Annotated in this window: 24 protein-coding genes and 1 tRNA gene; 6 read left to right on the top strand and 19 right to left on the bottom strand. The window is 43.6% G+C overall.

What is annotated here, in order from left to right:
• Positions 1-27: 27 nt before the first annotated feature.
• From IM473_RS03590 to IM473_RS03580, 3 genes are read right to left on the bottom strand one after another with little or no spacing between them, the layout of a single operon-like run.
• Positions 28-216, bottom strand: a complete 189-nt coding sequence (locus IM473_RS03590) for a hypothetical protein (RefSeq protein WP_287658371.1) — start codon at positions 214-216, stop codon at positions 28-30.
• A gap of 18 nt (positions 217-234) precedes the next feature.
• Complete coding sequence (locus IM473_RS03585; RefSeq protein WP_002759169.1) at positions 235-447, bottom strand: type II toxin-antitoxin system HicA family toxin; 213 nt, start codon at positions 445-447, stop codon at positions 235-237.
• Complete coding sequence (locus IM473_RS03580; protein ID WP_012264985.1) at positions 440-646, bottom strand: type II toxin-antitoxin system HicB family antitoxin; 207 nt, start codon at positions 644-646, stop codon at positions 440-442. The genes IM473_RS03585 and IM473_RS03580 overlap by 8 nt, the downstream gene beginning before the upstream one ends.
• A 619-nt stretch (positions 647-1265) precedes the next feature.
• Here IM473_RS03580 and IM473_RS03575 point away from each other — a divergent pair.
• On the top strand, positions 1266-1673 hold the full coding sequence (locus tag IM473_RS03575) for a GxxExxY protein (protein WP_002759175.1): 408 nt from the start codon (positions 1266-1268) through the stop codon (positions 1671-1673).
• Positions 1674-1820: 147 nt separating this feature from the next.
• Here IM473_RS03575 and IM473_RS03570 read toward each other — a convergent pair whose 3' ends face one another.
• The 3 genes from IM473_RS03570 to IM473_RS03560 form a co-directional block, all read right to left on the bottom strand.
• Positions 1821-4343: a glycogen/starch/alpha-glucan phosphorylase gene (locus IM473_RS03570; protein ID WP_287660332.1), complete on the bottom strand. Its 2523-nt coding sequence runs from the start codon at positions 4341-4343 to the stop codon at positions 1821-1823.
• Positions 4344-4542: 199 nt separating this feature from the next.
• Positions 4543-4836, bottom strand: coding sequence for an RNA-binding regulator (gene rbp / locus IM473_RS03565; RefSeq protein ID WP_287660331.1), 294 nt, complete (start codon positions 4834-4836; stop codon positions 4543-4545).
• A gap of 221 nt (positions 4837-5057) precedes the next feature.
• Entirely contained in the window at positions 5058-5312 is a 255-nt protein-coding gene (locus IM473_RS03560) for a DUF3493 domain-containing protein (protein WP_149985955.1), read from the bottom strand.
• Between the two features lie 59 nt (positions 5313-5371).
• Between IM473_RS03560 and IM473_RS03555 the strand changes: the two genes are divergently transcribed.
• A tRNA-Thr gene (locus tag IM473_RS03555) sits at positions 5372-5443 on the top strand.
• A 342-nt stretch (positions 5444-5785) separates the two neighbouring features.
• On the opposite strand, the gene IM473_RS03550 is transcribed toward IM473_RS03555, so the two are convergent.
• Together IM473_RS03550 and IM473_RS03545 are read right to left on the bottom strand one after the other, a co-directional pair.
• Positions 5786-6289: a sll1618 family protein gene (locus IM473_RS03550; protein ID WP_287660330.1), complete on the bottom strand. Its 504-nt coding sequence runs from the start codon at positions 6287-6289 to the stop codon at positions 5786-5788.
• A gap of 39 nt (positions 6290-6328) precedes the next feature.
• Positions 6329-7297 (bottom strand): DUF4351 domain-containing protein, encoded by a 969-nt coding sequence (locus IM473_RS03545; RefSeq protein ID WP_287660329.1) that lies wholly within the window; start codon positions 7295-7297, stop codon positions 6329-6331.
• 248 nt (positions 7298-7545) lie between these two features.
• Between IM473_RS03545 and IM473_RS03540 the strand changes: the two genes are divergently transcribed.
• Both IM473_RS03540 and IM473_RS03535 read left to right on the top strand, forming a co-directional pair.
• Positions 7546-9051, top strand: a complete 1506-nt coding sequence (locus tag IM473_RS03540; RefSeq protein WP_287660328.1) for a Ycf46 family AAA ATPase — start codon at positions 7546-7548, stop codon at positions 9049-9051.
• Positions 9052-9063: 12 nt separating this feature from the next.
• The gene (locus IM473_RS03535; protein WP_287660327.1) at positions 9064-9576 is read left to right on the top strand and encodes an SH3 domain-containing protein; all 513 of its coding nucleotides are present in this window, start codon (positions 9064-9066) and stop codon (positions 9574-9576) included.
• A gap of 46 nt (positions 9577-9622) precedes the next feature.
• Here IM473_RS03535 and IM473_RS03530 read toward each other — a convergent pair whose 3' ends face one another.
• The 5 genes from IM473_RS03530 to IM473_RS03510 form a co-directional block, all read right to left on the bottom strand.
• On the bottom strand, positions 9623-10096 hold the full coding sequence (locus IM473_RS03530) for a phosphate-starvation-inducible PsiE family protein (protein WP_066030004.1): 474 nt from the start codon (positions 10094-10096) through the stop codon (positions 9623-9625).
• A gap of 235 nt (positions 10097-10331) precedes the next feature.
• A complete protein-coding gene (locus tag IM473_RS03525; RefSeq protein ID WP_287660326.1) occupies positions 10332-11171 on the bottom strand; it encodes a nitrate ABC transporter ATP-binding protein in 840 nt (279 codons plus the stop codon).
• A gap of 79 nt (positions 11172-11250) precedes the next feature.
• Complete coding sequence (locus IM473_RS03520; protein ID WP_287660325.1) at positions 11251-13269, bottom strand: ABC transporter ATP-binding/substrate-binding protein; 2019 nt, start codon at positions 13267-13269, stop codon at positions 11251-11253.
• Between the two features lie 70 nt (positions 13270-13339).
• On the bottom strand, positions 13340-14170 hold the full coding sequence (gene ntrB / locus IM473_RS03515) for a nitrate ABC transporter permease (RefSeq protein ID WP_149985964.1): 831 nt from the start codon (positions 14168-14170) through the stop codon (positions 13340-13342).
• Between the two features lie 112 nt (positions 14171-14282).
• Positions 14283-15641: a CmpA/NrtA family ABC transporter substrate-binding protein gene (locus IM473_RS03510; protein ID WP_287660324.1), complete on the bottom strand. Its 1359-nt coding sequence runs from the start codon at positions 15639-15641 to the stop codon at positions 14283-14285.
• A 1072-nt stretch (positions 15642-16713) separates the two neighbouring features.
• On the opposite strand from IM473_RS03510, the gene ltrA reads away from it, so the two are divergent.
• A complete protein-coding gene (gene ltrA / locus IM473_RS03505) occupies positions 16714-18558 on the top strand; it encodes a group II intron reverse transcriptase/maturase (protein WP_287660323.1) in 1845 nt (614 codons plus the stop codon).
• 93 nt (positions 18559-18651) lie between these two features.
• On the top strand, positions 18652-19737 hold the full coding sequence (locus IM473_RS03500) for a molecular chaperone DnaJ (protein WP_287660322.1): 1086 nt from the start codon (positions 18652-18654) through the stop codon (positions 19735-19737).
• Positions 19738-19960: 223 nt separating this feature from the next.
• On the opposite strand, the gene IM473_RS03495 is transcribed toward IM473_RS03500, so the two are convergent.
• The 6 genes from IM473_RS03495 to argH form a co-directional block, all read right to left on the bottom strand.
• On the bottom strand, positions 19961-20359 hold the full coding sequence (locus tag IM473_RS03495) for a type II toxin-antitoxin system VapC family toxin (protein ID WP_103112640.1): 399 nt from the start codon (positions 20357-20359) through the stop codon (positions 19961-19963).
• Positions 20359-20595, bottom strand: a complete 237-nt coding sequence (locus tag IM473_RS03490; RefSeq protein ID WP_045361284.1) for a ribbon-helix-helix protein, CopG family — start codon at positions 20593-20595, stop codon at positions 20359-20361. Before IM473_RS03490 ends, IM473_RS03495 begins: the two co-directional genes overlap by 1 nt.
• Before the next feature lie 85 nt (positions 20596-20680).
• A complete protein-coding gene (locus IM473_RS03485) occupies positions 20681-21013 on the bottom strand; it encodes a hypothetical protein (RefSeq protein WP_287660321.1) in 333 nt (110 codons plus the stop codon).
• 33 nt (positions 21014-21046) lie between these two features.
• Positions 21047-22249, bottom strand: a complete 1203-nt coding sequence (locus IM473_RS03480; RefSeq protein ID WP_287660320.1) for a restriction endonuclease subunit S — start codon at positions 22247-22249, stop codon at positions 21047-21049.
• Between the two features lie 260 nt (positions 22250-22509).
• On the bottom strand, positions 22510-22965 hold the full coding sequence (locus IM473_RS03475) for an NUDIX hydrolase (protein ID WP_287660319.1): 456 nt from the start codon (positions 22963-22965) through the stop codon (positions 22510-22512).
• Between the two features lie 106 nt (positions 22966-23071).
• Positions 23072-24460 (bottom strand): argininosuccinate lyase, encoded by a 1389-nt coding sequence (argH, locus tag IM473_RS03470; protein ID WP_002735516.1) that lies wholly within the window; start codon positions 24458-24460, stop codon positions 23072-23074.
• Positions 24461-24624: the final 164 nt, after the last annotated feature.

Here is a 24624-nt window from a genome sequence, read left to right as displayed (position 1 = left end):
AGATATTGCTCAAAGTTTTGTGTTAAATCAATCTGCATGGTTATTATTGTATCCTTGTTGTTCTAACCATGTTGCATAGTTTTCCATCTCCTGCAAAAAATCGGGATCAATCAATTCCTGATTAGCTTGCAGAATATTATTCAGTTCCTCACCATCAGTACAAGTGAGCAACTGTTCAATTAAATTAATATATGCTTGGGGGCGTTTTTCGTCCATAACCTTAATCCGATGCTTTTACAAAAGTTTTTTAAATTCTTCAATAGACATTCCAGCACCTTTAATAATTGTTCCCATTGTATAAGCATTAATTGGATTAGCTCTGGGAATTGTTAAGATATGCTCTCCATCAGTCATTGTAATATGTTTACCCTGTCGAACAATCCTAAATCCTGCTTTTTCAAAGGCTTTAATGGCTCGTTGATGATTAATTCCGGGAAGACTAGGCATGATTTAATTCAACTTCCACATAACAAGATTCTACACCTTGATTCAATTCCTCGGCAACTTCTAAATAAGACACAATAGCATCTTGAATATTATTGAGAGCTTCTTCTTTTGTTGTACCTTGAGAAGCACAGCCGGGTAAACCAGGACACCAAACAGCATATCCTTCTTCTGTTTGCTTAAGACTGACTTTATACTGCATATTTTTATAATAATAATCGTTGTCAGTTATTATAGCACGGCCATCATTAATCTCTGCTTCTGCTTGTAATACTTCTAATAAAAACCCCTGATATTCCTCTATAGTTCCCGCTTGAGGGTTGAGATATGTCCCCAACTGTTGCGCCATATTCCGTAACCAAGCAACAGGATTATTATTTCCTTGTTCTTCTAACCCTGTTGCATAGTTTTCCATCACCTGCAAAAATTCGGGGTCAATCAATTCCTGATTTGCTTGCAGAATATTATTGAGTTCCTCATCATCAGTACAAGCAAGCAACTGTTCAATTAAATTAACATAAGCTTGGGTGCGTTGTTCATTCATCGTCTTAACTATGATTTTTGTGATTATGTGAGGGACTGTGATTTTTTTCGAGAGAGCGACCCCATGATGTGATCTAATACAATAAATAGTCGTGATTGTCGAAAGATAACCTAATCATAGTCTATCATTCAATCATTCTAAATCATAGTTTAGACATTGAATTGTCAAAAACAACCCAATCATAGTCCATCATTCAATCATTATAATCATAGTTTTGACATTGAATTATCAAAGACAATCTAATCAAAATTCTCACTTCATCATCTAAATCCTAGCCATGACTTTTATTAATCCCCAATACCCTGAAAGTGAACTAACAGGTAAAATTATTGGTTGTGCAATGGAAGTTCACCGTATCTTAGGAAATGGTTTTCAAGAAGTAATTTATCAACGTGCTTTGGCAAAAGAAATGAACCTACAGGGATTATCTTTTTCGAGAGAACACGAAATGCCGATCTTTTATAAAGATGATCAAATAGGTACAAGACGAGTTGACTTTTTTGTTGAAGGTAAAGTGATGGTAGAATTAAAAGCCGTTATTCAACTTGAAGATGTTCACTTAGCACAAGCTATCAATTATCTCGAAGCTTATGGGTTAGATATTGGATTATTGCTTAATTTTGGAAATATCAGTTTACAGTTTAAAAGAGTTCACAAGCCTAAAAGAAAACCTAACTATAACTAGAAATAATTGAAGTGTATAAAACTTAAAATCCTAGTCCATCAAACAATCATAAAAATCATAGTTTAGACGTTTTTACAAAGCATTTTTGGGGCGACGGTTCCAGAATTCGGGCTAGTCAAGGACTAAACCCGAACTTGACCGAGTTTTTTAATCCTCTAAACTAATCTTGACCGGATTAACTTTCCAAATCTCTTGACAATATTCCCAGATTGTGCGATCGCTAGAGAATTTGGCCATACGAACCGAGTTGAGAATCGACATCCGCGTCCACTTGTCCCGATCGCGATAAGCTTCACTTACCTGTTCCTGACAATCAGCGTAGGATTGATAATCAGCTAAAAGCATATACTGGTCATCGTAGAGGAGAGAATCGACGATCGGCCCGAATAATTCCGTGTCACCATGGCTAAAATAACCACTCTTGATCCGATCGATCACTCCCTTCAATTCGCGATTATTTTTGTAATAGCTCATCGGTTCATAACCGTGGGCCTTCTTAGCATAAACTTCTCCTGCTGTCAAGCCAAAAAGGAAGAAATTTTCTGCTCCTGCTTCCTCGCGAATTTCGATATTAGCACCGTCCAGAGTCCCGATGGTGAGGGAGCCATTCATGGCAAACTTCATGTTACCGGTTCCGGAAGCTTCCTTACCCGCCGTGGAAATCTGTTCGGACAGATCCGCCGCCGGATAGATGCGTTGACCCAAAGAAACGTTAAAGTTAGGCAGGAAAACCACTTTTAAACGACCTCTGACATCAGGATCCTTATTCACAATTTCAGCCACAGCATTAGTTAACTTAATAATTAACTTCGCCATAAAGTAACCGGGGGCTGCCTTACCACCAAAGATAAAAGTGCGCGGCACGATATCGATCTGAGGGTTCTGTTTAATGCGATTATAAAGGGCGATAATGTGCAGAACTGCCAGATGTTGGCGTTTGTATTCGTGAATCCGTTTTACCTGCACATCGAAAATCGAATTAACATCCACCTCGATATTGCGGGTTTTCAGCATATAAGCCGCTAAATCGGCCTTATTCGCCTGTTTAATTTCATACCAACGCTGACGGAATTCAGGATCATCAAGGTATTGTTCCAGTTTTCGCAATTCCTTCAGGTCTTTTAACCAATCATCGCCGATTTTTTCGGTAAATAGTGCCGATAATTGGGGATTGCTCAATAAAATCCACCGGCGCGGGGTGACACCATTGGTTTTATTGTAGAATTTTTCTGGCCAGAGCATGGCAAACTCTTTCAGGGTGTCTTTTTGCAGTAACTCCGTGTGTAAGGCAGCGACTCCGTTAATCGAGTGACTACCCACACAGGCTAAATTAGCCATGCGAATTTGTTTATTACCCCAACCAGCTTCTTCAACTATCGACAATTTGCCCAATAACTCCTCGTTATCGGGAAACCAAGTCCGCACATCCTCAAGGAAAAAGTGATTGATCAGATAGATAATTTCTAGATGTCGGGGCAGCAGTTTGCCAAGTAAATCCGCCGACCAACGTTCCAGGGCTTCCGGCAATAGGGTATGATTGGTATAGGCGAAGGTTTTTTGGGTAATTGCCCAAGCTTTTGACCATTCTAAGCCGTTTTCATCCACTAACAAACGCATTAACTCGGCGATCGCAATGGCGGGGTGAGTGTCGTTCAGTTGAATAGCGGCGGTTTCGTGGAAATTTTGCAGATTTTTGTGGCTTTTTAGGTGAATGCGAATTAAATCTTGCAGGGAAGCGGCCACAAAAAAGTATTGTTGGGCGAGACGTAATTCGCGACCGGCGGGGGTGTTATCGTTGGGATAAAGGACTTTAGAAATGGTTTCCGCGTCCATTTTTTCAGCCACGGATTGATCGTATAACCCGGCGTTAAAAGCTTCAAAATTAAACGATTCACTCGCTTCTGCTTTCCAGAGACGCAAAGCGTTCACCGTGTTGGTTTTATAACCCGGGACGGGGGTATCGTGGGGAATGGCTAAAACCCGACGTTCCGGCAGCCATTGTACCCGTTCCTGTCCCTTATCATCGTGATAGATTTCCGTCCGGCCTCCCAGTTTTACTTCCACACTTTCATCGGGACGGGGTAATTCCCAAGGATTGCCGAAGCGCAGCCAGTTATCGGGGATTTCCACCTGCCAACCGTCTTGGATGATTTGATGGAAAATGCCAAATTCGTAGCGGATACCGTAACCGATAGCGGGAATTTCTAGGGAAGCGAGGGAATCGAGGAAACAAGCCGCTAAACGCCCTAAACCGCCGTTTCCGAGGCCGGGATCTGGTTCCTGTTCGATGATTTCCTCAAAATCAAGACCTAATTCCTCGATCATCTCTTTGATTAGGTCGTAAATACCCAAATTAGCGAGATTATTACCTAAATACCGCCCCATGAGAAATTCGGCGGAGAAATAGCAGACGAGTTTAACTTTTTCTTGTTTGTAGGTGTCGGTGGATTTCAGAAAACGACGCAGCAGGCGATCGCGAACGGTGTAGGCAAGGGCGACATAGTAATTGTAGGGACTGGCATTAGTGCGGTTAACCCCTTGCAAATAAAACAGATTGTCCAGAAAAGCCCGTTTTAGGGTTTCGGGACTCATGCCCGTGCGATCATCTTCGACTAAAGTGGGGCATTGAAGTGCTTCAGTCCCATCAGCTAGGGTGTAGGTTGTCTCCATCGGTTTTTGTTGTCCATATATTCGGGAGTTGATCGCCGCTCAGATTCTGATGACGATATCCTTTATAGTTTACTTGTTACCTTTTGGAGAGACTCAGACATTTAGATTTCTATTGGTTTTGAGGGGAACGGCGATCGCAATTGCCGCCAAAAAAAGGGTGAACCCTGTTCACCCTCCGACAATTATTCACAAAAAAAGCTTAATAGCGTTTTTTTCTGTCACCACCACCACCATTGAAGGGCGCACGCTCTTCACGCTCGCGGGCCTGGTTAACTTTAATTGCTCGTCCCATCCATTCAGCACCATCCAGGGCGGCAATTGCGGCGGTTTCCTGGGCTTTATTTTCCATTTCCACGAAGGCGAAACCGCGTTTGCGGCCTGTCTCACGATCCACGGGAATATGGACTCTTTGAACCTTGCCGTAGTCTGCAAAGACTTCGGTTAGATCCTCTTGGGAAATCTCGTAAGAGAGATTACCAACAAAAATAGACATAATACTTGAATCCTCGATCAATACTCGAAACGGTGTGGAGACACAAAATTCAGGGAGAAGCCGAACAATACTAAAGTAAAAGACTTACCGAGTTAATACTGAAAACGAACTTGAACACCAATCTTGACTCTCGCCTCGATCATAACACGAAAAGACTAGAGTTAATGTTAACTTTTATTCTCCGGGGGAAGAGACTGTTTTGGCTATCGGTGGCTACTCCCTCAACCGCCAGCTTTTTTCTCCCGACGAAATAACCAAATCATCAGGGCTACCACACCGATTTGTAGGGCAAAATTGGGTAAGGCGGTGGCTACGTCCCTTGCTGCCGCTAATTGGGCCAGAAAAACCACCGCACCGATAAAACCAGAAGCCCCTAAACCGAGATAGAGAAATTGCCGCAGCCCTCGATAGGGATTGGCCGCTTCCGCTTTCAAGCGGGCGTATTTTTGGGGATCAAGTCGAGGGGATTTGCTCATAAAAAAATTTTTCTAGCTGTGTATCTATTGTCCGTGATATAATCGGAAGTTGGCAATGTGCCGATGTAGCTCAGTGGTAGAGTAGTTGATTCGTAATCAATTGGTCGTGGGTTCAAATCCCATCATCGGCTTGGGGTTTTACCTCCCCAAAGTTGACTAAGAAATACTGGTACAGTGGTTAAATGCCTTGATTTTGTTGCGGCTATGGCAACGGATTTGCGGCTCTCTTGGGTTTGGTGGGTAAAATCTATGCTCAGATACATTCCTACTGGCGAGCGAATGGAACGAACCACAAAGACACAAAGGACACAAAGATTGATCGCTCCTATATAAGTTAAACTTATCACACAAAGAGTAAGAGAGCCGATTTGCTTCAATAAGCCATTTTAGCAGCAAACAAGAGGTAAAAGAGTTAATTGCTCGAACCGATCGCTCCCTATTTCGGGCGAAAGCTTTGGGAAAAAATCAGCTAGTTACTGAAGAAAAGGTTGAATAATTTCTGCGATCGCTTGACGTTGGCAATCGTCATATCCCCAGCGCTCTAGAAAGGCTTGATATTCTCCTTGTTCCCTATTTAAACTGGTGGCTAATTGTTGTAATTTTTCCCCCAGGGCTGGCGATAATAACTGCTTAATTAGTTGACCAGTTTTTTCCTGGACTCTCTCAGAACCTTGAGCGTTTTCTTCATCTCCTTGACCGCGATGATAGATAACCATTGCCGTGGACATAGCCAGATTTTTGACTAATAATTCATTCACCAATATCGGGGAAGTTTTTAAAGCAGTGATTACTTCTAAACTAGGATATTCCGTATAGGATAAATCGCTGGTTAAGTAAGTGACAAAAAATCCTCTGGCTCCATTTTCTGTCGAGACTAACTCAGTAAGTTTTTGAGTGATTGTATTGGCATCTAAAAACTCAATTTGAAGTAGTAAATCTTGAGTTTGTTGGATAGCATTTTCAAAGCTTATACTCATACCCATACCTAGCCTTCTGTGAAGTTTAAGAGAAAAATACTAAGCATCTAAAGCATTCAACCAATTAGTTAAATCCTCCACTGTCGAAAAATCAAATAAAGCTTCCCCCGCTCGTTCCAGATCATCAATATTCAAGGTCATAATCCGACTCTCTATATCCACATCAATAGCTCCTAACTTACGTTTAATCAGGCGAACAATTAGATTTCTTTCTCTTGCTAAACCCCGTTCTAAACCCTGTTCTAAACCCTGTTCTAAACCCTGTTCTAAACCCTGTTCTAAACCGCGGCGCATCCAACTGGTGGTAATCTGCATAACTCCCTCCTGTTCGGGTTGAATAAATGTGCTAATCTCCTGTTGAAATTCTATCTCCTCGGACGAGTTGAGATTGAGATAGGTATCGACAAAGCCTGAAATCAATTGCATTCTAGCAGCATCTAATCTTAATGTTACCAATAATCTTAGACATTGTGCCTTAACTTTTGCTCTATCCCGAGGGGCAATTTTCATCTTCGCCATCAAAGCGGCGGCGACGGGATTAGCTTGATTGAGAAAATCTCGCCAATGCAAGCGATTTAACTGGACAACTTGATAGTTAAATTCTAACACTTTTAAGTCAGGAAACTCAATTTTGTATTGACGAATTGCTTCTTTTTGTGGACGATCATAGGAGAATATGACAATGGGATAAACTGGTAAGGCAAATTTTTGATGCAGACGAGCGAAATAAGTAAACATTCGCCGATTAAATTCCGGTTGAGAGCTAGACTGTGCTTCTAGATGAATTAAGAAAAATGATGATTGTCCTCGAAATTGAACTTGGGCGACTAAATCACTTTCATACTTTTCTCCTTCCGTGACATCGGTAAAGACTTCTTTGTCTAAAAATGTGATCTGATTAGGCTCTAAATAATTAATAACCTCGGGAAAAAACAACTGAATAAATTCAACAAAAAAAGTCGAAATTAATTCCTTAAATAAACGATCATGGTCAATAATATTATTCATACATAGCAGTTATCCTAATGGTGAGGTAGAAAGTTTTCGTTTTGGGGAGTCGGTCGCCGGCCGTCGATATCAAAATTAGGTTACACTTCATCTTTAGGATAAAGGCGGTCAATTACTCGTTAAGACTACACCAGAACAGGGAGCTGCGGAGAAGAAGTCCGAGCATTTGTACTAAAATATCTAATAGACGGCTAACTGCTATATTTTCTGATGACGATATAAATAGCAAAAACTATAGACGAATAGCTATGAGCTTTGGTGAAGAATTTGAATTACTGCTGCGGGCCCGTTACCCTCTCATCTATATTACCACCCTAGAAGAAGAACGTCTCGAAAAAGCGATCGCCGATATTGCCAAACAGAGCCATAACCGTGCTGTCTATGTCTGGGATTTTGTGGATGGTTATCAAGATAATCCCAATAATGAGAACTTTGCTCGGCGTAATCCCCTCCAAGCTCTTGAATTCGTCGAAAAGCTGCCGACTAACATCGCCGCGATCATAATTTTACGCGATTTCCAGCGCTTTTTAGAAGATATTGCCATCGCCAGAAAATTGCGAAATCTGGCCCGTTCCCTGAAATCTCAGCCCAAAAACCTAATTATTGTCGCTCCCGAACTGTCTATCCCCTCGGATCTAACCGAAGTAATCACCGTCGTCGATTTTCCCCTCCCCAGTGGCGAAGAAATTAAACAGGAAATTCAGCGATTAATCGCTGCCACCGGACAACCCGTCAAAGAACCACTCCTTGATGAATTAGTGCTTTCTGCCCAAGGATTATCCCTAGAGAGAATTCGTCGGGTTTTGGCCAAATGTTTAGCCAGTCACGGCAAAATTGAGCCAGAGGACGTGGAATTAATTTTGGCAGAAAAACGCCAATCGATTCGTCAAACCCAGATATTAGACTTTTATCCCGCCACAGAGCAGATTTCTGACATCGGGGGACTAGATAATCTCAAAGACTGGCTGATTCGTCGCGGTGGTGCTTTTAGTGAACGCGCTCGCGCCTACGGTTTACCCAATCCCAGGGGTTTACTATTGGTGGGAATTCAAGGGACGGGTAAATCCCTGACAGCGAAAGCTATTTCCCATCATTGGCACTTACCCCTACTGCGTCTAGACGTGGGGCGTTTATTTGGCGGATTGGTGGGAGAATCGGAATCGCGTACCCGTCAGATGATTAATCTCGCCGAAGCTTTAGCTCCCTGTGTGCTGTGGATAGACGAAATCGATAAAGCTTTCGCCGGAGCGGAGGGAAAAGGCGACGGCGGAACCACCGGGCGGGTTTTCGGGACTTTTATCACTTGGTTAGCCGAGAAACAATCGCCGGTTTTTGTCGTCGCTACAGCTAATAACATCCAATCTCTGCCCCCGGAAATGTTGCGAAAAGGACGCTTCGATGAGATATTTTTTGTCGGACTACCTAGCCAAAAGTCCCGCGAGGAGATTTTTAGCGTTCATTTAGGGAAAGTGCGGCCCCATAATCTGAAAAGTTATGATATAAAGCGATTAGCCTACGAAACTCCCGATTTTTCGGGGGCGGAAATCGAACAAACCATCGTGGAAGCGATGCACATCGGTTTTAGTCAAAATCGCGACTTTAGCACCGATGATGTGCTTGAGGCCGCTAGTCAGATTATACCCCTGGCCCGCACTGCCCAAGAACAGATTCAATTTCTACAGGATTGGGCTAAGTCCGGTAAAGCTCGTTTAGCCTCTCGCGATGATCGTTTTAATGTTAATCCTAACAGTTAATTTAGCACCAATATGAAGCGTTTATCTGGTTTATTGCAATTCATGGTCGGTTTTGTCCTAGGAGTGGCGATTTTAGTCGGTGGGGCCACTGCTGTCGCCTATATGCTTCTCTCTGGCATGAATTCTAATCCTCCTAAACCCGTCTTTACCGAGGAGAAAAAAGAGGAAACTAAGGAGGAAAAAGCTGCTAAATCCATCCCTACTACTCCGGTCCAAGAACAACCCCAAGCTGAGGTGAAAGAGTCTCCCAAAGCTGCACCAGCACCAAAAGCAGCCCCGAAACCTAGTCCCGAAGCAAGAAAAAAAGAAACCACATCCGAGGGTTATCAAGCGCGGGTGACATGGCAAAGCGGTTTAAGTTTGCGCTCTGAACCTACCAGTGAATCGACTCGTCTCGGCGGTCTGGATTACAATACTAAAGTCAGTGTGGTGGGAACCAGCAGCGATGGGCAGTGGCAGCGGGTACGTCTGTCCGATGGTCGCGAAGGTTGGATTAAAGCGGGTAATATTTCTAGAGTCGAGTAAATATTTAGAAGGGATAGATTTAGAAAATCTATCCCTTTCCCTTAATTCAAGAACGATTATCGCGATTAACTTTTCTAATTAACCAATAACTTGCCGCTAAAGCTAAGGTTCCCACAGTGAGGGCAATTAAATCATCTTTACTGTATTTATTGGGGTCGAAAATAATAATTTTTCGAGAGATGGCAATTAAAGCCGTAACTACGACTAATTCAACCTGTACGATGTGTTTTCTTAGGTAAGCAGTGACGTTTTCTAATAATTCTAAGGCGATCAAAATATTGAGAAATAATCCGAAGATTTCAATTAAAGTTTTACTAAAAAAACCGACGGGTTCCGTAGTAAATAAATCTTGGATTAAGATAACTACTAGATCATAAAGAGAAACAATAATAACAACAATTAAGGCTACGGATAAAACCTTAGAAACTATGTTTTCAATGAGATGAATCGACCTCATGAAATCTTCATCGCGCCATTGTTGACCGAAATTGATAAGTAGTTTCCGTATCTGTTTGAGCATGATCGATTAAGTAAAAAGTAAAAATTATTATTGTATTTTATTGCTAATTGTTCTATTTAGTTGACAAGTAAGTATATCCCCCCTTGATCCCCCCTTAATAAGGGGGGTGTCTGACAATTTTTAAAATCTACCTACTTAGAAATAATCTTACTTGAAGAAGGCTTCCCTAAAAAAAAAATCTAGGTGCGATCGCTATTAAGTCAACCGCACCCAAAACTAATACAAATGCTCACATCTAGCTGACATCATCGTGAGCGAAACGATTATAGAGGAAGTCGAGGGCATAGTTACGCAGACGATAATATTCAGGATCCTCCATAATTCTCTCCCGATCGCGGGGACGGGGGAAATGAATATTCATCACTTCGCCGATTTTCGCTTCCGGTCCATTGGTCATCATCACCAGCTTATCAGCGAGGAAAAGAGCCTCATCGATATCGTGGGTAATCATCAACACCGTACAGCGTTTATCTTGCCAGATTTTCAGCAATTCTTCCTGTAATTCCTCTTTGGTAATCGCATCCAAAGCGCCGAAAGGTTCATCAAGAATCAACACTTCGGGACGGATAGAAAGGGCCCGGGCGATCGAAACCCGTTGTTTCATCCCCCCGGAGATTTGGGGAGGGGTTTTGTCCATAGCTTCGGTTAAACCCACCATAGCTAAATGTTCCCGCACGATCGAGCGTTTTTGTGCTTCCGGAGCATTGGGAGACACCGCATCTACCGCAAGATAGACATTTTCAAAAACACTTAACCAAGGCAATAAAGCATAGTTTTGAAACACTACCATGCGATCGGGCCCGGGTTTAGTAATTTTCTTACCGTTAACTTTAACGATCCCATCAGTGGGAGAAGAAAAACCCGACACCATATTTAATAGGGTGGATTTACCGCAACCGGAGTGACCGATCACACAGATAAATTCACCTTCATTGATGCTGAGATTAACATCCTTGAGGACAGTGTAGGGGCCTCTAGGAGTGGGATAAACCTTAGAAACTCCTTCAATAGTGACAAAAGCTTCTTTAGTGGGGGTCTGGGTTGCTCGGTTAATTGTCTCGGTGGTGGTGTACATGATTAGTCTTTGGGAGAAATTAGTTAATAGGAGCAATAACTAGGGATAATTGGCTAGGAATTATCCCCTTAGTCAATTTTTAGGCAATTTTGCGAGATTCACTGGCACCAGGACGAGCATCAATAGCCACTTCAGCCATGGTGACGTTTTGTTTAATCTCTAAACTATTGAGATAACCGATCGGATCTTCGGCATCAAACTCGATACCATCGAATAAAAGGATCGGTGTGCGACGATATTTAATATCCCCTAGACCCAATTCCCGGGCCGCGGTACTAAAGACACCCACCCGACAGACGCGTTCGAGAATTTCTACCCAGTTACGGGGGAAAGGAATGTGGCCCCAGCGTGCCATTTGGGTCATCATCCAGAGGTGTTCGGTACGACTGGGACGATTTACCCCTTCTCCATAGAACAGATGGTGTGCATATTCTTTCATCGGTTGATCGAGACTGCACGCGTAGGAGTTGGGATCACCCAGTTGGATATAATCGATATTGGTACTAAGGTACTGACGACTGGCGAGGATTTGACGAATTTCTTCCTGATTCCCTTCCTCGGCACAGTAGCGACAACCTTCCAGCAGTGCTTTGACTAAAGCGACATGGGTATTAGGGTATTTATTGGCCCAATCTTCCCGGACTCCCAGGGCCTTACCCGGGTGGCCCTGCCAGATTTCTAAGTCGGTAGCGACGGTGTAACCGATACCTTCCATGGCAGCCCGTAGATTCCAGGGTTCACCGACACAGTAACCGTCAATACTGCCGGTTTTCAGGTCAGCTACCATTTGGGCCGGGGGAATAGTTTCGAGGTGAACATCTTTATCCGGGTCAATACCAGAGGCCGCTAACCAGTAACGCAGGAGCAAATTGTGCATGGAGGAGGGGTGAACCATGCCAAAAATATGGCGCTGCTCCCGGGATTCCAATAGCATCTGTTTTAAAGCATTACCGTCAATCACTCCCTCGTCATAGAAGCGTTTAGCGAGGGTGACACCGTTACCGTTACGAGTCATAGTCAGGGCGCTGACAATCGGCAAAGGTTGCTCCTGATAACCACCGACGGTTAACCAGGTGGGCATTCCTGATGGCATTTGCGCCCCGTCGAGGAATCCCCCTGCGATCCCGTCCACAACGCCTCGCCAACTGGTTTCCCGGACTAAATTCACCTCATCTAGACCATGTTTAGTAAAGAATCCCTTTTCTTTGGCCACTGCTAGGGGCGCGCAAGCGGTGAGGGGAACAAAACCGATCTCTAGATTGACTTTTTCTAAACCGTGACGGGCAATCACTTCGACTTTGCGAGCGCGTAGTTTTTTGATCCGTTTTTGTTGGTTGAGGAAATAGATAATTTCACTCCGGAGACTGTAGTAACTGGGATGTTCCACCACTTCCATACGTTTGCGGGGACGGGGGATATCCACTTCCAAAATACCGCCAATTTTTGAGCCGGGGCCGTTGGTGAGCATGACGATGCGATCGGATAATAGCACCGCTTCATCCACATCGTGCGTCACCATTACCGAGGTCATTTGGTATTCTTCGCACAGCTGCATTAACTGTTCCTGTAGATTACCTCTAGTCAGGGCATCTAACGCCCCAAAGGGTTCATCTAAAAGTAGGACTTTCGGACGAATGGCTAGGGCGCGAGCGATCGCTACCCGTTGTTTCATCCCCCCCGATAATTCGTTGGGACGTTTATCCACTGCATGACGAAGATTGACCAGATCGATATATTTTTCGACTTCAGCTTTTCTTTCGTCTTCTGATAGTTGGGCGAGAACTTGATCGACGGCCAGAGTAATATTTTCTTTGACAGTTAACCAGGGCAAAAGGGAATAGTTTTGGAAGACTACCATGCGATCTGGCCCTGGTTTTTTAATGCTTTGACCTTGCAAAGTCACCACTCCTTCCGTGGGCAAGTCTAAACCGGCGATCATGTTTAAGAGGGTGGATTTTCCGCAACCGGAGTGACCGATAAGGGAGATGAATTCCCCTTTTTTGATCTGTAAATCAATCCCTTTCAAGGCCACATATTCACCGCCACCACTGAGGGGGAAGACCTTATCAATGTTATCGACAGCGACAAACAAACTCATAGTTTTTTTCTCCTTAAATTGGTTCAACTTTAAGTTATTTAGAAATGGGGAAAATTTCCCCATTGATCCCCTATTGACGAACGATTTGAGTTTGCAACCAAGCCATAAAGCGATCGAGTAATAAACCCACACCACCGATATAAAACAGCGCGAGAATAATATCACTGATGTAGTTATTTTGGTAGGCATCCCAGATAAAGAAACCGATACCGACGATACCCGACATAACGATTTCCGCCGCGATAATCGCTAACCAAGCTAAACCGATCGCAATTCTCAAACCGGTGAAGATGTAGGGAAGTGCCGAGGGAATTAATATCTTGAAGAAGAATTTTTTGCTGGACAATTGCAAGACTTGTTTAACGTTGATATAGTCTTGGGGAATTTGTTGGACACCGACGGTAGTATTGATCAAAATCGGCCAAACTGCGGTAATAAAGATAACGAATAAAGCCGCGGGTTGGTTTTGTTGTAAAGCGGCCAAAGATAGGGGAACCCAAGCAAGAGGAGGAACTGTTCTCAGGAATTGAAAAAGGGGATCGAGTGCCTTATTTAAGAAAGAATTTAAACCGACCATAATCCCCACGCCAATACCCACCACTGCGGCAAAAAAATAACCGATTAATACCCGTTGCAGACTCGCTAAAGTTTGCCAGAATAGTCCCTTATCAATGCCCCCACGATCAAAGAAAGGATACATTAAATAAGTACGAGTCCGTTCATTGGTGATTAGGTCGGATGGGGGGGGTAATTTGATTAATCCCAGCATCGAGACTAATTGCCAAACAATCAGAAAACCCAAGGTACCGATAATCGGGGGAAGAATATCTTGGGAATGCTTTTTCCAGAATTTACCGAAGTTGAAACCACCTTTACCTGTTCTGCTGACGCTACTTGCCATTTTGCCGTTTTCCTTTGTTGAAGATAAAGTTACTTGATTGGGGAGAGAAGAAAACATTTTTGGGATTGATAGACTAGATATTTTATGCCCCTAGCCTATCGAGAAAAGCTCGCTATTTTTTGATCTCCAAACTATCGAGATAAGCTTGGGGATTGGCGGGGTCAAAAGTTTTGCCGTCAAAGAATTTTTCGACACCGCGGGAGGTACTGGTGGGAATATCGGCCGCGGCAACCCCTAATTCTGTGGCTGCCGCTTTCCAAAGATCCTCGCGGTTAACTTTGTCGATTAATGCTGAGGCAGTGGTTAAAGTTTCTTTCGGCAAGAAACCCCAACGAACACTTTCGGTTAAAAACCAGAGATCATGACTCTTGTAGGGATAGGAAACGCTACCAGCGGGATCTTTCCAGTAGAAAACCCCTTTATTTTTGTCGGTGATTTCCGGTTTACCGTCACCCATTTTCTGCATTCCTTTGAGGGGACCAGCGATAAGTTCTTCTTTGAGGTTGAAATAAGCCGGTTTAGCGAGAATTGCCGCCGCTTCTGCTCGATTTGCCTCTTGATCTAGCCATTGCTGCGCTTCCATAATTCCTTTTAATAGGGCCTTGGTCGCTTTCGGGTTTTTATCCACCCAATCGGCGCGGATAGCGAGGTATTCTTCCGGGTGATAGGGCCAGATTTCTGCGGTTAAAGCTGACATAAAACCGATCTGATCAGCCACAATTCTCGCCGGCCAAGGATCGCCGGTACTAAACGCATCCATGGTTCCCGTTTTCATGTTGGCCACGGTTTGGGCCGCGGGTACGGCAATTAGGTTAATATCCGTATCGGGGTTAATACCACCGGCGGCTAACCAGTAACGAATCCAGAAGTCTTGGTTAGCTTTCGGGAAAGTATAGGCGGCTTTGAAGGGAGTTCCCGTCGTTTTCATGCCGAGGATGTAATCTTTGGCAGGTTTCAGGTCTAAACCGATATTTTTGCCCTCGTGTTTACCCGCGATCGCAATTCCGTTACCCTGGGTGTTTAACTGCGCTAACACATACATGGGGACTTTGACGTTATTTTTGGTGATTAGTCCCTCGGAAATTAGGTAAGGCATGGGCATTTGCCACTGTCCTCCGTCAATTCCGCCCGCATCTGCCCCAATTTCGACGTTATCTCTGGCGGATCCCCAGTTTGCTTGTTTCGAGACTTCCACATCGGGCATCCCGTGTTTAGCGAAAAAGCCTTTTTCCTTGGCAATAATTAAAGGGGCTGATTCAACAATCGGGATATAACCTAATTTAATTTTGGTGGTTTCGGGGGCCTCTCCGGGGGCCACCGCTACGGGAGAAGCAACCGGGGAAGCGGGCGCGGTGGTGGTGGTTCCACCCGTAGTGTCGGGGGGATTACCCACACAACCTTTCAGGACAACAGCCCCTGCCGCTGAAACTGCCGCCGTGGTTAAAAATTTCCGTCTCGAAAAATTTGACATAGAATCCTCCTACCTGCTGCTAAAGCAAATATGTGTGCTGAATTATGGGTAAAGGAATCCCCAGCTAAACTTTCCTTCTAGCCCGTGCTATAGAAATTTAGCTATGGAATATCTAAACTCGATTGAACTTACTAAATAAGTCTAGCGGAATTTGGAAAAAATAATTAATCCGATCGAGAATTTTATTTACAAAAATTTAATTCGATTGATAAGAATTAATTAAGACCATTGATATATCTAGCTTCTAGCCACTTAAAAAGGTTTCCGCAGGAGCGCCGGCGCAGGGGTGATGGGGTGATGGGAGTAGGGAGAAACAACAAAATGAGCCAAGGGTGAGTTTTACGAATGCGGCTCCTTCCGGCTTGGTAGAATAGGCAATATGGTGCGAAACGTTTAGGCATGAAATAGGGCTGAAATGCCTGAAATAACCGCCTAGTAAGGTCTTCAGTCCCCCGACTGAATCTAAGAGGTCAACCATGACCAACCTTATAACTGTTTATATGTCCCGACGTTTAGTATCGTCAGATACCAAACTAGGCAAGGGGACTCAAGGTCAATACACTTTGTAACAATTATTCACAATTGCTACAAAGGTGAGAGTAACGGCGATAGCCACCCCCAGATTCAGAAGTCACAACTCTGGGAATGAAGCGGGGAATGGAAGGCTCCTAGATGTAACCTAACATCCGAATCGAGACCACTGCCAACCATCCATGATTAGGTGTGAACCGAATGTCCGACTTGAACCATCGTAAACATTGCAGTAGTGAAATAGGTTGACACACTGCGTTCAAAAGAACAAGGGGAAACAGTAAGGTACTCATATCATCACTTACACAGACCTTTAAAAGTACCCCGATAGGACGAATCTAAAGATGGAATGCCCATATAAACGGAACGTTATAAGCCCTTTAAGGCTCTGGTATCGGTCGAAATACCCAGTAGTGATAAGTGTAAGCGCAAGCCTTTAAGGGTGTGAGATGTAACCAAAAGCCAACGCCTGACAGTAATAGTCAGGATATGCTGACGGGTTACGGTTTGATTGTAAGGATAGAGTCTAGTAGGAGTCTATATGACGAAATCGAGAGAAGGTAAAGGATTCGGGAAACCGAAAACCACTAAGACTACGAATGTATGGAAAACTATCAATTGGGCAAAAGTCCAAAGATATGTTTTCAAGCTCCAAAAGAGAATATACCAAGCGGCTAAATCGGGACAGGATGCAAAGGTTAGAAGGTTGCAACGTCTATTGGTGAAATCATACTATGCTCGTCTATTAGCAGTTCGCAAAGTAACCCAAGATAATCAAGGAAAGAAAACAGCAGGAGTCGATGGAATGATAGCAATATCCCCAGAACAAAGGCTAAATCTAACCGAAGAAATCAAAGGAACACTTAAAGCAAAACCGCTAAGAAGGGTATGGATTCCTAAACCCGGCAGGGATGAAAAACGCCCATTAGGAATACCAACCATCAAAGACAGAGCTAGACAAGCGTTGATTAAATCGGCACTTGAACCAGAATGGGAGTCAAAAATGGAAGGAACCAGCTATGGTTTCCGACCGGGAAGGTCTGCCCAAGACGCAATATCAAGAATATACATCACCATTAATCAAGGTAGCTACTTTGTATTAGATGCCGATATTGCCAAGTGTTTTGACCGAATTAATCACAACTTTTTACTGTCTAAAATTCATTGTCCAAGTTCCCTGAAAAGAGACATAAAACAATGGCTCAAAGCAGGAGTATTGGATAACGGCGTATTTGAAGAAACAGAAACCGGGACACCACAAGGAGGGGTAATAAGTCCACTACTTGCCAACATCGCACTGGATGGAATGGTAAGATTAATTGAAACGTTATTTCCCAAAAAGAAAGATACCAATCAAGCCGTTTCTATAAGATACGCCGATGACTTTGTAGTGATTTCCCCATCACTCGAAATCATTGAACAGTGCAAGACTGCCATTTCCGAATGGTTAGAACCTATTGGATTAGAATTCAAACCAGAAAAAACCAGAGTGTGTCATACACTTAATCCCATTGAATATAATGGAAAAATGGAAAAACCCGGTTTTGATTTCTTAGGATTCAATATCAGGCAATATCCAGTAGGAAAATACAAATCTGGGAAAACAGGAGGGAGAGGAAGCCGATTAATTGGCCACAAAACCCACATCAAACCCAGCCAAAAAGCAGTTAAAGCCCACACAGAAGCGATTAAAGGTGTAATCAAAAAACACAAAACAGCACCTCAATCAGCCCTGATTAGTCACCTAAACCCAATCATTAGAGGATGGGCTAACTACTACTCAGGGGTAGTATCTATGGATACCTTCACAAAACTAGACCATATAATCTGGTTAATGTTAAGGGCATGGACAATATCAAGATGCGGTAAAGCGAACTATGAAAAGCTGAGTAACTATTTCAGACCGGGTACAATTAAACTCAGCAACGGGAAAGAAAGACACGAATCTTGGTTATTCAAAACCAAAAACGGTCTCTATCTATGGAAACATAATTGGACACCAATCGTCAGACATACCCTAGTACGCCCTGACGCATCACCATTTGACGGAAATTGGACTTACTGGGCGACCAGACGAGGACAAGCAATCGACACACCGACAAGAGTAGCCAAACTACTTAAAAAGCAACAAGGCAAGTGTAGCCAATGTGGACAATACTTCACCCCATCGGATTTAATTGAAGTTGACCACATTCTCCCTTTAAGCCTAGGCGGAAAGGATGAATATAAAAACCTTCAATTACTACACCGCCACTGTCACGATGATAAATCGGCAACCGATGGAAGCCTAGAATCATCTAGTTTGACATCATCTGTTAAACAGGATAACACAAGGTCAACCAAAAGAAGTCAAGCTGTATCCTTAACAAGGGAACAATCAAGCTAGGAGCCGTGTGAGGTGAAAGTCTCATGCACGGTTCTGAATGGGAGGGGAGGTCGGTGACGACCTTCTCGACACCTAATCTTTCACCCCAAAGTAATGACCAGATCCAAACAGCCGAAATCACCGAACTCCTCTGATTCGCCTACCTCTCCTGCCTTGGCGCTGTCTTCCCTACATTTTCGTCTCCAAGCTTTAGAGGAGGAGCATCAGTGGCTCCTCAAGCAGATTGGCAGAAAGCGCAACGAACTGAAGAAATTCCTCGACCAGATGCGTTCCTTAGCGACGGAGATTTTCCAGAGAGGGCAACCCCTCTATGAAAAACTTACCCACCTCGACCGCGAAATACACGCCCTTTTTGACGAAATCCTCACTGCTAGAAAATTGGGGCAGCAGACGAGGAAAAGCATTCTCGGAATTTACGAGACACTTCAGTTAACGGGGGTGATTAGCCCGAAATTTGAGGATGGAGATGAAGAACTTGACGAACTTTTCGGAGACGAAGGACCGGAAGGAGCATCAGAGCAATCCGCGCAGGATTTCTTCTCTGGGGGAGACTCCTACGGCCGTGACGATGATGGAGCAGAGATATCACCTGAAAGCTCGCCTCAATCTCCTGAATCTAGACAAATACGCCGCACTTTCCTGAGAATGGCCGAGATTTTTCACCCCGACAAGGTTACGGATCCCGAAACTCGGATGCGTCACAATGAGATCATGAAGGAGGTCAACCGCGCCTATAAAGAGGGAGATATTGCCAGACTGCTCGAAATCGAACGACAGCATCAAATGGGGGACTCTTTCGCGGTTGAAGGCTCATCGGAAAGCGACCTTAAACGACAGTGCGAGAGGGTTGAAACCAATAACGAACTACTTAAAAAGCAATACGAGAACCTGAAAAGAGAACTGCGCTCGGTGCGAAATACCCCGGAAGGCGAGATGGTGAGGGCCAGTCGCGCTTGTGAGAAGGATGGCATCGACCCGATTGAGCAAATGCTAGGGGAGATGAAATTACAAGTTCAATCCACCGAAAAAGTCTATAATTTTGTCCGTGACTTCCGCGATAAAAAGATAACGGTTAAAGAGTTTCTGCGCGGACCGGCCAGGAATATGGGCAGCAGCCCAGAAGAGATGGAAGACATTCTTGAGCAACTTCTGGAGCAACTTCGCAGAATCAGCCGTTGAAGAGAGAAAGCCAATATTTAGGGTATGCAGCAAAAAGTTTCTTGTGGGGGCCGGGTGTGGGGTTTTACCTAATTTTCAGGGAAAAAGTCCCTGGATTTTCCCCCCGATTATTCCTATATCTGGCACTTTTTGATTTTCAAAAAGTCTCAAAGTCTTAGCGAACAAGGTTTTTAGATTTATTCGGCAAAACCTATATATTCTCGAATTAGTTAGGCGATTAGCTTTAACGCCAATTCTCCCACGATAATCCTTGAATACGAGCAAATTCTTGGGGATTGGCCGTAATTAATTTAAGATTATGAGTAATCGCCGTTGCACCGATTAACAGATCGTAAGCACCAATGGGAGTGCCAGATTGTTTGAGAGCTGCTCTAATTTGAGCGGCGCAAATCGCTTCTTGATTGCCAAAGGCAAGAATTGAGATAGAAGCAAGAAATTCGTCAAGAATGGGTCTTATTTTCTTTGCCTTCGCTGGGTTAAGAAATAGTCCATATTCGATTTCCATTAAAGTTATCGCAGAAACGGCAATTTCCCTAGGAGAGTGATTTTTGATCTGCACTAGAGTGTTGCTATCACCTTTGACAAAATCACTAATCGTACAAGTATCGAGCAAAACCAGCACTAAATCACCTCATCTTCTCTAGGTGGGGAAAGTTCCTCTCTATAAGCTTCAAAAATAATACCATCACTTACCCCTTGAAAATTAAGGATAGTTGACGACCATTGAGACTGTTCTTTTGTGGTAATTAAAAGCTGTATTGCTTCTCGAATCAAAGCATTCTGGGATTTGCCTGTAGAGTGAGATAAAGCCTGTAGTTGCTGACTTAATTCATCTTCCAGATAAAGGTTGAAGTTCATAACTTAAATTAAGCAAATATCAATTAACTTTATTATAACAGGATAACTTCTTTCTTTTCTGGGCTGAGATATTTATCAGCGTTTACTATTCTAATAGCAAACTGACCAGCTTTTTGAGCAACTTTACTACCCATAATATAACACCACCTTCCCAACTGATAACCGATAATTCTTTCATTGTCTTAATAAAATTTAACATTAACGCCATTTTCTCAAAAAAATCGACCCGCCTAAGAGCGGGAAAGAAAGGAAAAGAGAAAAAATAGGGAATAAGGGTAAAAAGGGAAAAAAGAGAAAAAGGGTTAGAGAGTTCTCCCGAATACGCACACCACCCGAAAACCGCAGAGGTCGAAGTCGCCGCGGCGGTAGCTGAATCTTGGTTAATTGTCCAACGGTCTTTTTTAATGGCATTTCCCACAAGATTATGGCAGTAATCCGCCAGCTGCCATGGCTACAATTCCCCCCTAAATGCCTTTTGTAAAAGGGAATTAAAGAGATTTTCGGAAATTTCTTCCGACTCTTTCTGATGCTCTTTTTTGAGCCAAAATTGATTGAAAATTTCCCTATACTTCAACTGAAGCAGTTGTGGCGGAACCGGAAATGGTAAAGTACGAAGTCTCGCTTTTGAAATATTTGGCATAGAACCTGCTGTACCTCCAGCCAATCCACTCAACTTAAGACGCATTGTTTTTTGGCTGAGGGTTTGCCACACATACACTGGATCTATTCCGTCTATTAATCGAAGCCTAAAAATCAAGTCTGGTAGCATTAATTTGGGGCGAGTCATCTGTACAAAAGCAGAAGCGCCAACTAATTCATAAGTGTTCTTTCTAGTAACCAATAAATCACCTGTCTTGATCTCCAATTCCTGTCGAGGAACGTCATCTGGTAGCATAGCTTTGTTTTCATCAGGATTAAAATGCCCGTATGTTACTGCCCCCAATTTCAAAACACCCCATTCTTCAGGTTCGGCTTGTCGCGTATCACATTTAGGACTCCAACCCGATTCAATATCCTTGACACAATCACCTAGTTCTCTAACCTCCCACCCTTTCGGATTAGTAACAGGATCACCGAACATCTCTAGGAAAGTCGATTTTAACAACTCATCAGTCAACCTAATTGCCTCTTTGCGCTTGCGTCGCACCCCATCCGCTTTATCTAAAATTGCCGCAATTCTTCGCTGTTCTTCGAGGGGTGGGAGGGGGATTATAAAGCGCTCTACTATTCCTTTAGATACTTCTTTAAAAGTAGTTCCAGAACCTAATGCTTCTATATCAGAGGCATATTTTCGCATACACCAATATAGATATGGTGAGTGAACATATTCATTAGGAACAAGACTCTTAAAGCCTTGATTTGTACACATTGGTCTACCTGCAATAGCAACATAACCAATAGGTGCGCGTGAGCTAAAAAGAATCGAACCTTGAGGCAATAGGGTAGTTGAACAGCTTTTGTAACCAGCTTCGGTAATTTTTTCAGGAGCATCTTTCAAGACTGGAGTTTTAAGCTTGCCTAAATCTTTTGGTGTAACCCATGGGATATCACCACCCCAATATTCTGGTTTATTTCTTTTAGGAGTTGATCCAGAAATAATCTGGCAACAGTCACCCAAAGGAATCAGAATCCAATTTTTTGGAAGAAATTTCATCCCAACATCTCCTTATAACGCGCGTAAAACCTGATCAATTTTATTTTCAAACATAAATCAAACATCCTTTCGGTTGACTAAAGCGGTGGGTTACGACGGATTGTTAGATTGACTTTAACGCCTAGATTGTTGCCGTCTAACCCACCCTACTATAAACTCTTATCCCCCCTTTTTAAGGGGGGTTGGGGGGGATCGAACCTAAAATCTATTTTTAATTTAATTATAACCAGCTACTTAGGGTCGCAGATACTAGAAAAAAATCAAGCCACTACAGTGGCACCCCTGAGATAATCTTCTAGTTGGCGACCATTGTCGTGACTGAGATTGCCTAGAGGTAAAGTTTCGACGCTAAAAGCTCTCACCTCGCTCACTTCCAATGTATCTTTGATCTGAAAATTCCCCGCAGCCGTCACTTCAATTAACACTGAAATGGAGTGAATGCGCGGATCACGCTCAAAAGAGGAATAAACCCCCACTAAACGCCCTAAACTAACTAAATTTAATCCTGTTTCCTCTTTTAATTCCCTTTGGGCAGTATTAAAAATATCTTCCCCCCAATCGATCATTCCCCCCGGTAGGGCCCATTTGCCGGTGTCTCTGCGTCGGATTAAAACAATTGTACCATCAGCAAGCCGGGGAATTATTGTCACCCCAGTTACAGGATGACGAAAGATAATTCCCATCACACTTTTAATAAAATACCAAGGACGAATCATGGGAGATGGGGAGATAGGGAGATAGGGAGATAGGGAGATGGGGGGATGGGGAGAGAAATTTTAACTAATACCCCAAAACCCCAAAACCCCAAAACCCCTAACAATATCAATCATGATCGAGAATGGCTTTAGCCTGAATTAAAGCCGATCGCACTTGTTCAAAACCTGTGCCACCATAGCTATTACGGGCCGCCACCACCTGACGAGGAGCGATCGCGTCATAGATATCGGCCTCAAAAGCTGGATGTAATTCTTGCCATTCCGTCAGGGTTAAATCTTTTAATAACTTACCCGCTGCCAAACTGCTTTTAACGACTTTCCCGACTAAATTATAAGCTTCTCGGAAGGGAATTCCCTTACTGGCTAAATAATCCGCCACATCCGTCGCATTAGAAAAATCTTCCGCAACTGCGTTAGCTAATCGGTCGGTTTTAAATTGAATCCCGGTGGCTAAAAGTACCGTCATCGCTTGCAAACAAATCCGCACGGTTTTAACGCCATCAAATAACGCCTCCTTGTCCTCCTGCAAGTCTTTGTTATAGGCCAGGGGTAAACCCTTCATTAAGGTCAATAACGCCTGTAAATGCCCAAAAACCCGCCCTGTTTTGCCGCGCACTAATTCGGGAACATCGGGATTTTTTTTCTGGGGCATAATGCTAGATCCCGTGGCACAACTATCGGTGAGAGTGATAAAACTAAATTCTTGGGAAGACCAGAGAATCATTTCTTCGCTCAAACGGCTCAGGTGGACCATAATCAGACTAGCGGCCGTCATAAATTCAATGGCAAAATCTCGATCGCTAACTCCATCGAGACTATTGTTATACACCTGCTCAAAATCGAGTAAATTGGCGCTGTAATGACGATCAATCGGAAAAGTCGTCCCCGCTAAAGCGCCACATCCTAGGGGCGAAATATTAGTCCTGGCGCGAATTTGCCCTAATCTTTGGTGATCCCGTTCGGCCATTTGAAAATAAGCGAGGAGATGATGGGCTAAACTAATCGGTTGAGCGCGCTGTAGGTGGGTATAACCGGGGATCAGGGTTTCCAGATGGTTTTCGGCGTGATTGACTAAAGCTTGCTGAAAATTGCGAATTTCTTGCCTAATATCATCAATTTGTTGTCTAAGATACAGACGAATATCCGTTCCTACCTGATCGTTGCGCGAACGGGCCGTGTGCAGTTTTTTGCCCACATCTCCCACGATCTCGGTTAAACGACGTTCCACGGCAAAATGCACGTCCTCTTGATCGATGCCGGGGTTAAAGTTGCCGGTGCGGTATTCTTGACGAATTTGTTCCAATCCAGAGACGAGACTATCTGCTTCTTCGGGGCTGATAATACCCGTATAGGCGAGCATTTTAGCGTGAGCGATCGATCCGGTGAGATCGTACTCGATTAATTCGATATCAAAGCCAATACTGGCGTTAAATTCTACGATCGTAGGATGGAGACTACCTTCAAAGCGATCGCTCCAAGTTTTCTTTGCTGTCACTGTTTTCGTTAGATGATTGTGGATAAAGTTAACCAAAATATGCTGGACAATTTTGGGGAATAATCCGGCGCTGATAGCATTACCGCTTCAGGTTAGAAAAATCTCCAACCCTACAAACATAAGAATAGCAAGAATTGCTCACTCTGGCTGAATGCCCATAGGCG

The sequence above is a fragment of the Microcystis sp. M015S2 genome, from assembly GCF_020245945.1.
Taxonomy (GTDB): domain Bacteria; phylum Cyanobacteriota; class Cyanobacteriia; order Cyanobacteriales; family Microcystaceae; genus Microcystis.
This window is presented reverse-complemented; position numbering and strand designations above follow the sequence as displayed.